The organism is Bordetella tumulicola (genome assembly GCF_965138755.1).
GTDB classification, from domain to species: Bacteria; Pseudomonadota; Gammaproteobacteria; order Burkholderiales; family Burkholderiaceae_B; genus Bordetella_A; species Bordetella_A tumulicola.
This window is the reverse complement of sequence record NZ_CBCSFP010000008.1, coordinates 77,790-90,584: the sequence shown is the minus strand read 5'-3', so window position 1 is coordinate 90,584 and position 12,795 is coordinate 77,790. Positions and strand designations below refer to the sequence as shown.

The window sequence follows — 12,795 nt, the reverse complement described above, 5'->3', positions numbered from 1 at the left end:
TGACCCACTCGTGTCAACGAGAGGGCGGAGCCTGCCCGACACCCTCAAAGGCGCGGTAGCAAAGTGGTTATGCAGCGGATTGCAAATCCGTCCAGGTTGGTTCGAGTCCAGCCCGCGCCTCCATTAAACCCGTGTGCAGGGGACGCCGTGGGCAGCGCCTGGATGGTAGGCAGAAATGAAGTGGTCTCGCCTCACGTATTCTTGATCAAGGTCCGTCATCAGGCCTTTGTGAACAACAACTACCTGATCGTGGATCCAGTGAGCCATCAAGCCGTGGTGGTTGATCCGGCGTGGGAAATGGACAAGATCCAGGTAGAGCTGGAGCATGCCCAGGCGACACTCAGCGGGATCCTGATTACGCACTCGCATCACGATCACATCAACTTGGCCAAACCCATGGCCGACTTCTATAACTGCCCGATCTGGATGTCGCAGCGGGAAATCCAGAGTTCGGGGTTCTCGTCGCGGCATCTGATCGCGTTGGACGATACGGCATTCCATGTCGGCGGCCTGTCGATCCAGCCGATCTTGACGCCAGGACACACGCCGGGCTGCGTTTGCTTCCTGATAGGCAATAATTTGTTTTCCGGCGACGTCTTGTTCGCCGAAGGTTGCGGCATTTGCATGGATCTTGAGTCCGCATACGCCATGTTCGATAGTCTAGAGCTGTTGAAGGCCGTGATAAAGCCGGACACCCATGTGTTTCCCGGCCATACCTATATGCGGTCGCCGGGCCAGAATTTTGGCGACCTGCTCGGCTACAACATTTATCTTAATTTTCCCGATAAGTACGCTTTTGCGGCGTTTCGACTGCGCAAAGGACAGAAACGGGAAAACCTGCTGGCCTTTCGCTGAGTCAGCCGGCCTTTCTTCTTATTGTTTGATCAACTTCTTGCCGCTGCCACGCCAATGCGTGCAGCGAGCGTCGTCTGCGTCTCAGGAGAGCCTACGTGAGCATGGTTGGAATCGAAGCGATGAATGTCTTTGCCGGTACGACGTTTGTCGATGTCAAAAAGCTCGCTGCGCATCGTGGACTGGATATGAGCCGATTCGAGAATCTTCTGATGAAAGAGAAGAGCCTCACCATGCCATACGAGGATCCCATCACGTTCGCGGTCAACGCGGCCAAGCCTATCGTGGATGCGCTGAGTCCGGAGGAAAAGGACCGCATTGAAATGGTGATCACCTGCACGGAGTCGGCGTTCGACTTCGGTAAGTCGATGAGCACGTATTGCCATGATCTTTTGGGCCTGAATCGCAACTGTCGGCTGTTTGAGTTGAAGAATGCCTGCTATTCCGGTGTGGCCGGGCTGCAAATGGCCATTAACTTCGTGCTGGCTCAGGTCTCGCCGGGAGCCAAGGTCCTTGTCATCGCCACCGATATCTCCCGCTTCATGGTCGAGGAAGGCGGCGATGCGCTGTCGGCCGACTGGTCCTTCGCGGAACCCAGTAGTGGCTCGGGCGCTGTGGCTATGCTGATCAGCGATCAGCCCCACGTGTTCCAGATCGATGTCGGCGCCAATGGGTACTACGGTTACGAGGTGATGGATACCTGCCGCCCCTCCGCCGACGCGGACGCCGGCGATACCGATCTCTCGCTGCTGGCCTATCTGGGTTGCTGCGAAAACGCCTATCTGGAATACCAGAGCCGCGTGGATGGCGCGAATTTCGGTTCCACCTTTACCTATCTTGCTTACCATACGCCTTTTGGCGGTATGGTAAAAGGCGCTCACCGCAACATGATGCGCAAGTTGCTCAAGGCGGCGCCGGCGGCGATCGAGGACGATTTCCAACGCCGGGTGACGCCGGGTCTGACGCACTGCCAGCGCGTGGGCAACATAATGGGCGCGACGGCCGCGATGTCGCTGGCCAGCACCATCGACAACGGAGACTTCGAGACGCCGCAACGCATCGGCGTGTTCTCCTACGGATCGGGATGCTGCTCGGAATTCTTCAGTGGCGTTGCCACCCAGGATGGACAACAACGCCTTCGCGAGCAACGCATCGGACAGTGCCTGGACAAGCGCCGCGAGCTCTCGATGAGCGAGTACGACGAGTTGCTCAACAATCGAGCGCTCCGGTTCGGTACCCGCAATCTAGTGCCAGACACGACCTTTGTTGCGGACGCGCGCAGCGTCATGGGCCTGCCGACCTTGTTTCTTAAGCAGATCAAAGAGTTTCATCGGGAATACGAATGGATATCCTGAGCCAGGCTTTCGATACGCTGCGCGTCAGGCAGGAAGAAGACATCTGTTTTATCCAGTTGCATCGTCCGGACGCCGGTAATGCCATCAACGACCGCATGGTCGAGGAACTGGGTAGGGTGCTGGCGGCGTGCGAGCCGGCGATCAAAGTGGTGGTGCTTGAAGGCTTGCCGGACGTGTTTTGTTCCGGTGCGGATTTTCAGGAAATCCGCGAACGTGTCGATGGACTGGCCGGCGCTCGCGAACAAAATCCTGGGCCGCTCTACGATGTGTGGCATAAGCTTGCACATGGTCCTTACATTTCCGTCGCCCATGTGCGCGGCCGCGCCAATGCGGGCGGCGTTGGCTTTGTTTCCGCCTGCGATATCGTGCTGAGCGACGACAAGGCGGCATACAGTTTGTCAGAGCTTTTGTTCGGCCTGATGCCGGCTTGTGTACTGCCGTTCCTGGTGCGGCGGGTAGGGCAGGCCAAGGCCAACTATCTGACCCTGATGACGCAGCCGATCAGCGCTGCGTTGGCGCAATCGTGGGGCCTGGTCGATGCCTGCGAAGCCAACAGCGAGAATCTGTTGCGCAAGCGGCTATTGCGGCTGCGTCTGCTTGGCAAGGCGGGCATCGCACGCTACAAGCGCTACGTGCGCGAGCTGGATGACGGGCTGGCCACTGCCCGTGGACCGGCGCTGGCGGCGAATCTTGAAGTATTTTCCGACCCCGACAACCTGAGCAAAGTGGCGCGTTACGTGAAGACGGGAAAGCTGCCGTGGGAAGCCGATTGACACAACTATGGCTGGTTCCACAAACGGGGTCAGGTCCGAGCAATAGACAAGGCATGTTGCCAAGTCACGCAATGCCGCCCGACTAGGTGCCATTCCGGTCAGAGGCACGGGGCGTGCGACTCACTAAGTGCCATCCATGTCAGACCAGATTATCGAAGTGAGCGATCTTCAGGACGGGATCGTGCAAATCAGAATGCAGGACCGCGCCAACCGTAACGGGTTCACGGTGGAGTTCATTGCCGGGCTGACGGGGGCCTTCGCTGAAGTCAGTCAGCGCGAGGACTGCCGGGTCGTCGTCTTGACCGGTTATGACGGGTATTTTTCGAGCGGTGGAACGCAGGAAGGACTGCGCGACCTCTACGCGGGGAAAATCCAGTTTACCGATAGGGATTTGTACAGCCTGGCGCTGAACTGCCCGATACCGGTGGTAGCCGCCATGCAGGGGCATGGCATAGGCGGCGGCTTCGTTATGGGTATGTTCGCCGACGTTACCGTGCTTGCCCGCGAGGCCGTCTATACCGCGAATTTCATGAAATATGGCTTTACCCCCGGTATGGGTTCGACCTTCATCCTGCCGGAGAAGCTGGGCTCGGTCCTGGCGCACGAAATGATGCTGACTGCGGCTACTTATCGGGGTGAAGACTTCCTCAAGCGGGGCGTGCAACTGCCGATTGTGTCGCGCGAGCAGGTGTTGGAGTACGCGCTCGACGCGGCGCGCAGTCTGGCCGAGAAGCCAAGGGTTTCGCTGGTGACATTGAAGAATCATTTGACGGCGCCTTTGCGTGCCAAGCTGCCGGGTTTCATCGAGCAGGAAATCGCCATGCACGAACTCACGTTTCATCAACCCGAAGTCAAGAGCCGCATCGAGGCGGTCTTCGGCAAGTGATTCGAAACCGAAGCGAGCCTGACCTCTTTTTCGTTATTCCGATAAGTTGAAGGAAATCATTACCATGACCCAGCAAGACATTTTCGATGTCATCGTTCGCCATACTCGCGACGTGTTGCCCAATCTGACTGATCACCCGTTTCAGTCAGGGGATTCGCTGAAGGCCTTGGGTGCGAATTCGGTGGATCGCGCCGATATCATCATGATGACCCTGGAGACGTTGGCGCTGAATGTGCCGCTAGTGGAAATGGCACGCGCCGACAGTATCGGCAATCTTGCCGAAATCATGTATGCCAAGGGCTGAGCTTGCGATCACCGGCGTAGGCATTCAGTCCGCCATCGGTCAGGGCCGGACGGCGTTTGCTGCCGCACTGCTCGAAGGACGGCACCGTTTCGACGTCATGCGCCGGCCAGGACGCCAGCGTCCGTTGGTCGCGGGCACCGTGGATGTCGCGCCGACGCGGTTTATCGGCGCAGAAATGGACGATCCCGTACTGCCGCCATCCGTGCCGCACAGCATGGCAAGAACGTTGTCTCTTTCGGGCCGCGCGGCCCTGGCGTGCCTGAACGAAGCATGGGAAGACGCAGCGCTGGATCGATACGCGCCCGAGCGCGTAGGCCTGGTGGTTGGTGGCTCCAATCTGCAGCAGCGTGAGTTGGTCAACATGCACGACGCCTACCGCGGGCGCGAGCAATTCTTGCGTCCCACCTATGGCATGTCCTTCATGGACAGCGATTTGTGTGGCGTTTGTACGCAAGTGTTTGGAATTCGCGGCCCGGCCTTCACGATCGGCGGCGCCTCGGCCAGCGGACAGGTTGCCGTGATCGAGGCGGCGCAGGCCGTCGCGTCCGGGCGGGTCGACGTTTGCATTGCTATCGGCGGGCTGATGGATTTGTCGTACTGGGAATGCCAGGGTCTGCGTTCGCTGGGCGCAATGGGTTCTGATCGATACGCCGATGCACCGGCATTGGCGTGCCGGCCGTTCGACCAAAGCAGCGATGGTTTTGTTTTTGGCGAATTGTGCGGCGCGGTCGTGATCGAATCGCAGGCTTCGGCGCGGCAACACCAGCGCACTCCTTATGCGCGCCTGGCCGGATGGGCGATGATCATGGACGCCCATCGGAATCCGGATCCTTCGGGTCCGGGCGAAGTCGCGGTCATCCAGTCGGCATTGCAGCACGCGGGGTTGTCGCCGCACGACATCGATTATGTGAACCCGCACGGCACCGGTTCCAACCTGGGCGATAAAACCGAGGTGGGAGCCTTGCGCGAATGCGGTCTGGAACACGCTTATCTGAATACGACGAAATCGCTGACCGGGCATGGCCTGAGCGCTGCGGGAACGGCCGAACTGATTGCTGTCCTGCTGCAGATGCGCGAAGGCCAGTTACATCCGGCCAGAAACCTCGATCAGCCGATCAGTTCCAGCATGAACTGGGTAGGCCCGCGTGCGGTATCCCACTCAGTGCAGAACGCGCTGAACCTGAGCATGGGTTTTGGCGGTACCAACACGGCGGTTTGTGTGCAGCGTTGCGCTTGAACGCCATTTATCTTTGACGAGTATTGCAGGAAGGCAGCCATGAATATCACCATGTTTCCAGGACAGGGCTCGCAGTACAAGGGCATGGGCCTGGATTTGTTCGATCGCTATCAGGATCTGACCGATATGGCCGATGCCATCCTCGGCTACTCGATCAAGGCGTTGTGCCTGGAAGACAAACGAGACGAACTGAGCCGCACCCAGTTCACTCAACCCGCGTTGTATGTGGTGAACGCCTTGTCGTATGCCGCCAAGCTGGATGAGGGCATGGTGCCCCCCGACTACCTGCTGGGCCACAGCCTGGGCGAGTTCAATGCGCTTACCGTCGCCGGTTGCATCGATTTTGAAACCGGGCTGCGCCTGGTGCAAAAGCGTGGCGAGCTGATGAGCCGCGCCACCGATGGCGCAATGGCTGCGGTATTGAACGCCAGCAAGGAGGAAATCGAGAGCCGGTTGCGCGACAACGGCTTGAACAATGTTTTCCTGGCCAACTACAACACGCCGTCGCAAATCGTGCTGTCCGGCGCGCGCGAAGAAATCGGCAAGGCAGAAAAGCTCTTTCAGGAAGGCAAGATGCGGTATTACCCGCTGGCTACCAGCGGCGCTTTTCATTCGGTATTCATGACCGAAGCGATGACGCAATTTCGCGATCACCTGAAGCTGTACACGTTTTCCGAACCGCGTGTTCCCGTCATCGCCAACGTAACCGCCCTCCCGCATACCGCCGACGCCATCCAGGCACGGTTGGCCGACCACCTCGTCAGCACGGTGCGTTGGTTCGAAAGCGTGCAGTATCTGATGGCCCTGACCTTGACGCAGGGCCAGACCGCAAATTTTGAAGAGGTTGGCCCAGGCGATGTATTGACCAAGCTGGTCTACACCATCAAGGCGCAGACCTCGGAAGAAGCGTTGCGCCAGATCGCTGCGCGAGACACCGCTGACGTCCAGGCGGAGCCCGCGGCCGTGGAGCCGGGCGTGAGCCACAGTGCGGCCGCGAAGGTAGCCGCATGGAACAAACAATATCCAGTGGGCACCAGAGCTAAATCAACGTTGACGGACGACGGTCCTCTGGAAACCCGGACCGAAGCCGTCGTGCTGTTCGGACACCGCGCGGCGGTGTATATGAAAGGGTTCAACGGATACTTTGATCTTGACGAACTGTCCCCGGTGTAGCGATCAATCCATCGCGAATGGGGGCAGGATTTTGACTGTTGGTGTATTTCCTGCAACGGAGGTTGTATGACGGCCGCTGACTACTACATATTTGGCGTGGGCTTTGGCGCATCGGACGTTCGATATATCGGTTGGATGAGAAAATCGCTGCAGGACATGAGCGAACAAATCCATGCCGATTTGACCTGCGTCTCGGGTAGCGCCCCCCGCGCGATTGCCGAGGCAGCGCGCGGCGATACCAAACTCAGCATTTTCGAAATCGAATCCGTGCGCACGGCCGAGGATGCCAGGGACGCCACCTGTTTCTGGCATCAATATTTTCGTTCTCTTGGCCTGGACGTCGTCACCGACCAGCGTTAAGCAACGCCCTGGCGTAGGGCGGCGACAGGCCTTGTGGCATTCAATCAGGAGTCGTGCATGCCTAAGACCGTGTTCATGTTTTCGGGTCAAGGGTCCCAGTATTTCCAGATGGGCAAGGACCTGTTCGAACAACACGCAGTGTTCCGCGACTGGATGCGGCGCCTGGACGACATGGCATGGGCTATCAACGGGACCCGTGTCAACGAGGCGATCTACGGGTCACCCAAGTCGAACGTTTTCGCCCGCACGCGGCTGACTCATCCCGCCATATTCATGGTGGAATATGCACTGGCGCAATGCCTGGTGCACGAAGGCATAGAGCCGGATCTTGTTCTGGGTGCCAGTCTGGGCTCGTTCACCGCGGCGGCGGTAGGCGGCAGCCTGACCGTCGAGGAAGCCATGGCGGCAGTGCTGGAACAGGCTGCGGGCTTTGAACGTGACTGTTCGCCTGGTGGCATGATTGCCGTGCTTGCAGCCCCTGATCTCTACGAACAAGAAGCTTTTCTACGCGATCGTAGTGAACTGGCCGGCATCAACTTCCACTCCCACTTTGTCGTGTCCGCCGAGTTCGATGAACTGGATACTATCGAAGCAGAGTTAAAGCGTCGCGACCTGACCTTTCAGCGCCTGGCGGTTTCGTATGCATTTCACTCGCGCTGGATAGACAAGGCCGAGGCCGGCTTTTGTGCATTTATGCGTGGCGTGCCGGTGAGGCCGGCGGCCATTCCTATCGTTTGCTGCCGGCAGGCAGCCATCTTGGACGCGTTACCAGACGAGTATTTCTGGCAAGTGGTGCGCCATCCCATCCGGTTTAACGATACCGTCGCCCTCCTGGAACGCCAGGGTCCGCACCGCTACATCGACGTGGGTCCGTCGGGTACGCTGGCCGCCTTCATCAAGTACAGCCTTGCGAAAGACTCACGTTCCAGCATGCATGCGATTCTGACGCTTTTTGGCAAGGAACATCGCAATTTCGTCGCGTTGCTCAATGAGGTTGGCGCGACGAGCGATGGTGTCCACGATAGTTTCCGAAAGGCCGATGGCGCGATGCCGACAATGGGTCGCGGCAGCGTCGCGCGAGCCGTACGGCCAATCCCACAGCAAGGTTGAATCAGTTTATGGGTCAAGATGATGGACACGCATTCGGAAACGACGTCCAGCAATATCCTCAAGAAAGGCAGCAAAGCCGCGGGTCTGGAAGCGATCGAGGCATAGCGCCGAGCTCGCCACCGCCAGTTGTGTTTGACGGCCGTTGGCTGCGCGACCCTGCCATGCCTCAGGCGTTACAGGGCATGCGCCTGGATGGCATCAGAAAACACCTGTGGCGCTACGGCAATCAAGTCGCGGCGCGCAATGCCATCGTTCGACTCGAAGATCCCCACTGGCTGGCGGCGTGGGATGCCGCGCTTGCCGATTTGACGGACCGCAGGGTTGTGCTGCATGGCAGCGAATTGGGTGTTTTCGCGCTGCGAGCGCTGCATCATGGGGCAGCGCATGTGGTGTGCGCGGACCCTTACCCGCTGGAGGCGCGCATCACCACTGGCATCGTGCAAAAGCATTTCATGAAGCAGTGGCGTGCCCGGTTTGGAGAGGCCGTTGCCTCGTGGACGGAGCAAGAGCAGCGCGCATCATTCGAGTCCTTTGCAGCCTGCGTTGACATTGTCAGCGGCGAACCGCAGACGGTTCTCGAAGCCGACTGCTTGGTGTTTTCGCAGATCGACCATACGCTGCTGGGTACCGGCATCGTCCAGGCGGTAAGGCGCCATCAGGGCGAGGGGCGCAGCATCAGGCGCGTGCTGCCGGCCAGCGCGCGCGTGTTCGCGATGCCCATTGCCTGGAACTACGACGCCACCGGCTACCAATTGGAAGCCCTCAACGTGCTGCGATGGAGCCCTTATCCACAACCGTTCGATGTAGAAACGACGGCCTGGACGCCCATGAGCGAGCCGATCGAAGTCGGTTCGCTGGATTTTTCGGATTTCCAACCGGCCATCTGGGACACCCGCTTGCCTATCGTGAAGACGGGTGAGGTGGATGCGATCGTATTCTGGTTCGAGTTGGATCTGGGCGGTCACTGTATCGGCAACGAGCCGGGCAGCCCCCTGCGTTGGCTCAAGCCGGCGGTTCAGCACATCGATGCGATCTCGGTGACGGACGGCGACGAGCGGGTCTTGCGCACACAGATGACCGAAACCCGCTTCCATTTTCAACTGGGCGATTCGGCAAGCTCGCCTCGTTCACAGAGTTTGCCCGGCTGGTACGTGTCCACGCTGGGCGATGCGCCACGCACGCAGGCGTATCGCGCTGCGATCTCGCGCGCGCTCGACGGAGCGACGGACTCGCTGGTGCTGGATATTGGCGCGGGTTGCGGCATGTTGCCTATGTTGGCGGCCGAAGCGGGGGCTCGGCAGATCGTGGGTTGCGAATCGAATGTCGGCATCGTGCAGGCGGGTAGGGACGTCATCACCGTCAACGGCTATGCCGATCGCGTTGCCCTGATCGGCAAGGACTGCCGAAACATGACGATTCCGGAGGATTTGCCGCGGCCGGCCGACCTGGTGGTACTGGAGTTGTTCGATTGCAGTCTTATTGGCGAAGGCGTGCTGCACTATCTGGGCCACGCACGCGAACATCTGCTGACAGAGTCTGCACGATTTGTGCCCGCCAAAGCACGTATCCGCGCGATGCTGATCGAATATCGGCTGGACCGTCTTTGGGATCTGGACGTCAATCTGCTCAACCCTTATCGTGCGCACACCGGCTTCATCAATGTGGATGCGACCCGGCTGGATTATCGTCCGCTGAGCGAGCCTTTCGACGTATTCGAGTTCGACTTCGCCACGGCGGGTCCACAGCCCGAAGACAAAGTCATTCGCCTGCCGGCGATCGCTTCGGGTACCGTCGGCGCGGTGCTTTTCTGGTTCGACCTGGGGCTGGACGAGGCCAATTGGCTGCCCAATGATCCGCACGCTGCCGGCGGTTCGCACTGGAAGCAAGGTCTGCAGGTGCTGCCGGAGCTAAGCATCGAAACCGCAGGCGAACTGCCCTTGCGGGCCTCGCACAATGGCAGCCGTTTGTCGTTTCGCTGGGAGGCGGAGTCTCTGGCCAAAGACGACTTTTCCCTGCTGCCCAGGTGGGATCCGCGCTGGTTAGCGGCCAACACCGAACTGGAGCAGCAAACCCAAGCCTTGCTACAGCACTGCGTGCAGAATCCCGACGAGTATGCCAAAGTGGCGGAAATCGCCCTGCGTATTGCGGTTGATCCGGCGGCCCACGGCGTCGAACCCGGCATCGCCCAGCGCTTTGCTTCCCTCTTTTTCAATACCTAGGCCGCAGGTCCCGCTATCCGGCTTGTGGCGATCATCGGGGAACGGAGTATGAAGAAAATCTGTATCGTCGGCGCATCGGGCAAACTCGGCCAATATATGGTGCGCCAGTGCCTGGAACGCGGCGACGAGGTCGTCGCCGTGTGCCGTGAGCGCAGCGTGCCCAAGCTGGCAGCCTTCGAAGGCCGTATCCGTGTGGTTCCGGGCGCAACGGATAACCGGGACGTCATACGCGAGGCGGTCGCCGGCTGCGATGGCGTGTTGGTGGTGCTGGTTCCCTGGGGTGTCCAGCAATACTCCACGGGCACAGCCCAGGCCGTACTCGACTACGCCGAGCCGGATGCCCGGCTGGTGTTTTCCTGCGGTTGGCACATCAGCCGCGACGGCAAGGATGTTTACTCCCGCTTGCTCCGGTTTCAGGTTGTCGTGGGCGGCTGGATCGGACGGGTGCTGCGTGTAGGCGACGTCAACGACCAAGTCGAGGCTTGCAGACGGGTGTTCGCCAGTCACCGCCGTTGGACGGTCGTGCGTGGCAGCGACCTCGAAGAAGGCGAGAGCCAGGGGTTGCCGGTGTGGAGCCATCACGTCGGCGATCCGATACTGGCCAGCAACGTCACGCGTCGCGTGGACTACGCGCGATTCATGGTAGCTGCGCTCGAGAACGACGAACTCATCCAGCAGGCGCCCGCCATCGTGGGCTGCCAGACGCCGTCGGCGCTGGCGCACCTGCGCGAGCCTGCCGCTGCAGGCTAAGGCCCGGTGCGTCTTCGCGGTGCCAGCGTCAATTCCTCATCATCGTCAAGCGGCGTCAGCTTGCGTAAGCTGACGCTCTGGGGACGATCGCCCTGGCTTTCGGCACAGATGGCAAGCAGGTAGTCCGCCGTCGGTTGAAACTGCCACAGACGCCAGCGGTCGGGCACGTCGGCCAACTCGGCGTCGATGTCCAGCTTCACCGCACCCGCGTCGGGAAAGCTGAAGCTGAATTTGTCCAGCGGTAGCGACAAACCCATCCCACGGGCCTTGATGTACGACTCCTTGAACGTCCAGTATTCATAGAATCTAAAATCGCGTTCCTGGAGCGGTGTGCGCCGTAGATCGGCGCTTTCCCGCGCAGAAAACATTCTTTCGGCCAACCCCGGCGCCGCTGCACGATGCAGCGATTCGACGTCAACACCCAACATCCCCAGTCGGGTGATCCCCAGCGCGATCAGGCCGCGCGTGTGCGAGACATTGAAATTCAGTTCGCATGCCGCGCCGTGCTGCGGTGCGATCGCCGGACGTCCGTAGGCATTGGCGACAAACCGCCAATCGGCGGGCGCCACCGGTGCGTAGCGTGCCAGCACCGTGCGTACCATGGCACGCGTAACCCCGTAGCGCAGCCGATCATCAGCAAAATAAAACCGCTCGCGCTGCCGCTTCTCGTCGTCGCTCAATAAGGCCTGTAGCCTGCCCTGGGTGCCGTCTCCATCCCAATCCTGGTAGTACGCCAGCCATAGATCGATGGCATTGGCGGCGTTCACGTTCGTCGACACGACGGCTTCCCGCGAGGCATTGACGCTTCCTTTTACGTTCACGGTGATCATACGATGGCAGTCCGCGCCGCGATAGCCTGGTCTCGCGCGTACTGCGTCGGCGGCTGTCCGACGTAGCGCGTGAAGGCGACGCTGAACGTGCTCGCGGAGCCGTAGCCGACCCGCTCGGCGATTTCGGCGATACCGCCCTCGTTGCGGCGAAGCAAGTCCTTTGCGAGCGCCATGCGCCAACCGAGCAGATACGCCATCGGCGCCAGGCCCACCGCGCGGTTGAAGCGCTCGAAGAACGATGAGCGCGAGAGCGCGGCTTGCTTGGCCAATTCCACGACCGTCCATGCTCGCGTCGGCTGCTCGTGCATCGCGCGGATCGAAGCCGCCAGGCGCACGTCAGCGAGCCCGCGCACCAGGCCCGGCGACGCCGTCGTCCCAGCCGTCGATCGCAGCGCCTCGATGAGGAGTACCTCCAACAAACGGGCGAGCACGACCTCGCGCGCAGGTCGCTGCTCGCGTGACTCATCGCCCACCAACTGCACGAGCGTCGCCAGCCGTTGCTCGCCGCGGACGTGAACCAGTTGCGGCAGTAGTGAAACCAGCAGGGCTACGTCCGGCGAGCCGAAGCTACAGTGGCCCGCCAGGATGCGCAGGTCCGTCGGGCCCTCCTGGGCACCGATCCGGAACAGCCCCTGGCCCAGCGCAACCGGCATGGCGTCCGCTGTGCCCGTCGGCGGTTCAAGACTGGACATGGCGATGCCGAGTGCCGCCGGGATAAGAACGAAGTCGCCAGTCTGCAGCACGATCGTCTCGTGTCTGTCGAGCGTGAGGCGGCAGCCGCCCTCGAGGACGACGCAATAGAAGGGCTGTCCGGCATCGGAGCGGCGGATCTGCCACGGACCCGCGCCGACGACCTGTTTCGAGAACCGGGCGGTCGGCTGCAGTAATGTGACCACCTCGGCGAGCGGATCAATCATGGTCGGACTCTCGCAAATGAGATATGGAT

The 12,795-nt window shown here is 60.4% G+C and carries 13 protein-coding genes and 1 tRNA gene; 12 read left to right on the top strand and 2 right to left on the bottom strand.

Going from position 1 to position 12,795, the window contains the following annotated elements:
* The first annotated feature begins 49 nt into the window (after nucleotides 1–49).
* The 12 genes from ACNAZS_RS18825 to ACNAZS_RS18770 all read left to right on the top strand — a co-directional run bounded on the left by ACNAZS_RS18825 (nucleotide 50) and on the right by ACNAZS_RS18770 (nucleotide 11,019).
* A tRNA-Cys gene (locus tag ACNAZS_RS18825) sits at nucleotides 50–123 on the top strand.
* Nucleotides 124–162: 39 nt separating this feature from the next.
* On the top strand, nucleotides 163–855 hold the full coding sequence (locus ACNAZS_RS18820) for an MBL fold metallo-hydrolase (RefSeq protein WP_415792028.1): 693 nt from the start codon (nucleotides 163–165) through the stop codon (nucleotides 853–855).
* 95 nt (nucleotides 856–950) lie between these two features.
* Nucleotides 951–2,207 (top strand): hydroxymethylglutaryl-CoA synthase family protein, encoded by a 1,257-nt coding sequence (locus tag ACNAZS_RS18815; RefSeq protein WP_415792027.1) that lies wholly within the window; start codon nucleotides 951–953, stop codon nucleotides 2,205–2,207.
* Nucleotides 2,195–2,980 (top strand): enoyl-CoA hydratase/isomerase, encoded by a 786-nt coding sequence (locus tag ACNAZS_RS18810; RefSeq protein ID WP_415792025.1) that lies wholly within the window; start codon nucleotides 2,195–2,197, stop codon nucleotides 2,978–2,980. The genes ACNAZS_RS18815 and ACNAZS_RS18810 overlap by 13 nt, the downstream gene beginning before the upstream one ends.
* Before the next feature lie 136 nt (nucleotides 2,981–3,116).
* Entirely contained in the window at nucleotides 3,117–3,866 is a 750-nt protein-coding gene (locus ACNAZS_RS18805) for a polyketide synthase (protein ID WP_415792024.1), read from the top strand.
* A 64-nt stretch (nucleotides 3,867–3,930) separates the two neighbouring features.
* Nucleotides 3,931–4,170 (top strand): acyl carrier protein, encoded by a 240-nt coding sequence (locus tag ACNAZS_RS18800; RefSeq protein ID WP_415792023.1) that lies wholly within the window; start codon nucleotides 3,931–3,933, stop codon nucleotides 4,168–4,170.
* Nucleotides 4,157–5,407 (top strand): beta-ketoacyl synthase N-terminal-like domain-containing protein, encoded by a 1,251-nt coding sequence (locus ACNAZS_RS18795; RefSeq protein ID WP_415792022.1) that lies wholly within the window; start codon nucleotides 4,157–4,159, stop codon nucleotides 5,405–5,407. Before ACNAZS_RS18800 ends, ACNAZS_RS18795 begins: the two co-directional genes overlap by 14 nt.
* Nucleotides 5,408–5,446: 39 nt before the next feature.
* Nucleotides 5,447–6,580: an ACP S-malonyltransferase gene (gene fabD, locus ACNAZS_RS18790; protein ID WP_415792021.1), complete on the top strand. Its 1,134-nt coding sequence runs from the start codon at nucleotides 5,447–5,449 to the stop codon at nucleotides 6,578–6,580.
* 66 nt (nucleotides 6,581–6,646) lie between these two features.
* Complete coding sequence (locus ACNAZS_RS18785; protein ID WP_415792020.1) at nucleotides 6,647–6,940, top strand: hypothetical protein; 294 nt, start codon at nucleotides 6,647–6,649, stop codon at nucleotides 6,938–6,940.
* 57 nt (nucleotides 6,941–6,997) lie between these two features.
* Nucleotides 6,998–8,050, top strand: a complete 1,053-nt coding sequence (locus ACNAZS_RS18780) for an acyltransferase domain-containing protein (protein WP_415792019.1) — start codon at nucleotides 6,998–7,000, stop codon at nucleotides 8,048–8,050.
* Nucleotides 8,051–8,211: 161 nt separating this feature from the next.
* On the top strand, nucleotides 8,212–10,269 hold the full coding sequence (locus tag ACNAZS_RS18775; RefSeq protein WP_415792018.1) for an SAM-dependent methyltransferase: 2,058 nt from the start codon (nucleotides 8,212–8,214) through the stop codon (nucleotides 10,267–10,269).
* A gap of 48 nt (nucleotides 10,270–10,317) precedes the next feature.
* A complete protein-coding gene (locus tag ACNAZS_RS18770; protein ID WP_415792017.1) occupies nucleotides 10,318–11,019 on the top strand; it encodes an NAD(P)-dependent oxidoreductase in 702 nt (233 codons plus the stop codon).
* Here ACNAZS_RS18770 and ACNAZS_RS18765 read toward each other — a convergent pair.
* Both ACNAZS_RS18765 and ACNAZS_RS18760 read right to left on the bottom strand, forming a co-directional pair.
* Nucleotides 11,016–11,849 carry a 4'-phosphopantetheinyl transferase family protein gene (locus tag ACNAZS_RS18765; RefSeq protein WP_415792016.1) on the bottom strand — a complete coding sequence of 278 codons (834 nt, stop codon included), beginning with the start codon at nucleotides 11,847–11,849 and terminating at the stop codon, nucleotides 11,016–11,018. The two genes, ACNAZS_RS18770 and ACNAZS_RS18765, sit on opposite strands and share 4 nt — an antisense overlap.
* Nucleotides 11,846–12,766 (bottom strand): AraC family transcriptional regulator, encoded by a 921-nt coding sequence (locus ACNAZS_RS18760; protein WP_415792015.1) that lies wholly within the window; start codon nucleotides 12,764–12,766, stop codon nucleotides 11,846–11,848. The genes ACNAZS_RS18765 and ACNAZS_RS18760 overlap by 4 nt, the downstream gene beginning before the upstream one ends.
* Nucleotides 12,767–12,795 lie beyond the last annotated feature (29 nt).

Coding starts and splice junctions, on each gene's coding strand:
- ACNAZS_RS18820 (WP_415792028.1), top strand. CDS start 163: ATGGTAGGCAGAAATGAAGTGGTCTCGCCTCACGTATTCTTGATCAAG.
- ACNAZS_RS18810 (WP_415792025.1), top strand. CDS start 2,195: ATGGATATCCTGAGCCAGGCTTTCGATACGCTGCGCGTCAGGCAGGAA.
- ACNAZS_RS18805 (WP_415792024.1), top strand. CDS start 3,117: ATGTCAGACCAGATTATCGAAGTGAGCGATCTTCAGGACGGGATCGTG.
- ACNAZS_RS18800 (WP_415792023.1), top strand. CDS start 3,931: ATGACCCAGCAAGACATTTTCGATGTCATCGTTCGCCATACTCGCGAC.
- ACNAZS_RS18795 (WP_415792022.1), top strand. CDS start 4,157: ATGCCAAGGGCTGAGCTTGCGATCACCGGCGTAGGCATTCAGTCCGCC.
- fabD (WP_415792021.1), top strand. CDS start 5,447: ATGAATATCACCATGTTTCCAGGACAGGGCTCGCAGTACAAGGGCATG.
- ACNAZS_RS18785 (WP_415792020.1), top strand. CDS start 6,647: ATGACGGCCGCTGACTACTACATATTTGGCGTGGGCTTTGGCGCATCG.
- ACNAZS_RS18780 (WP_415792019.1), top strand. CDS start 6,998: ATGCCTAAGACCGTGTTCATGTTTTCGGGTCAAGGGTCCCAGTATTTC.
- ACNAZS_RS18775 (WP_415792018.1), top strand. CDS start 8,212: ATGCCTCAGGCGTTACAGGGCATGCGCCTGGATGGCATCAGAAAACAC.
- ACNAZS_RS18770 (WP_415792017.1), top strand. CDS start 10,318: ATGAAGAAAATCTGTATCGTCGGCGCATCGGGCAAACTCGGCCAATAT.
- ACNAZS_RS18765 (WP_415792016.1), bottom strand. CDS start 11,849: ATGATCACCGTGAACGTAAAAGGAAGCGTCAATGCCTCGCGGGAAGCC.
- ACNAZS_RS18760 (WP_415792015.1), bottom strand. CDS start 12,766: ATGATTGATCCGCTCGCCGAGGTGGTCACATTACTGCAGCCGACCGCC.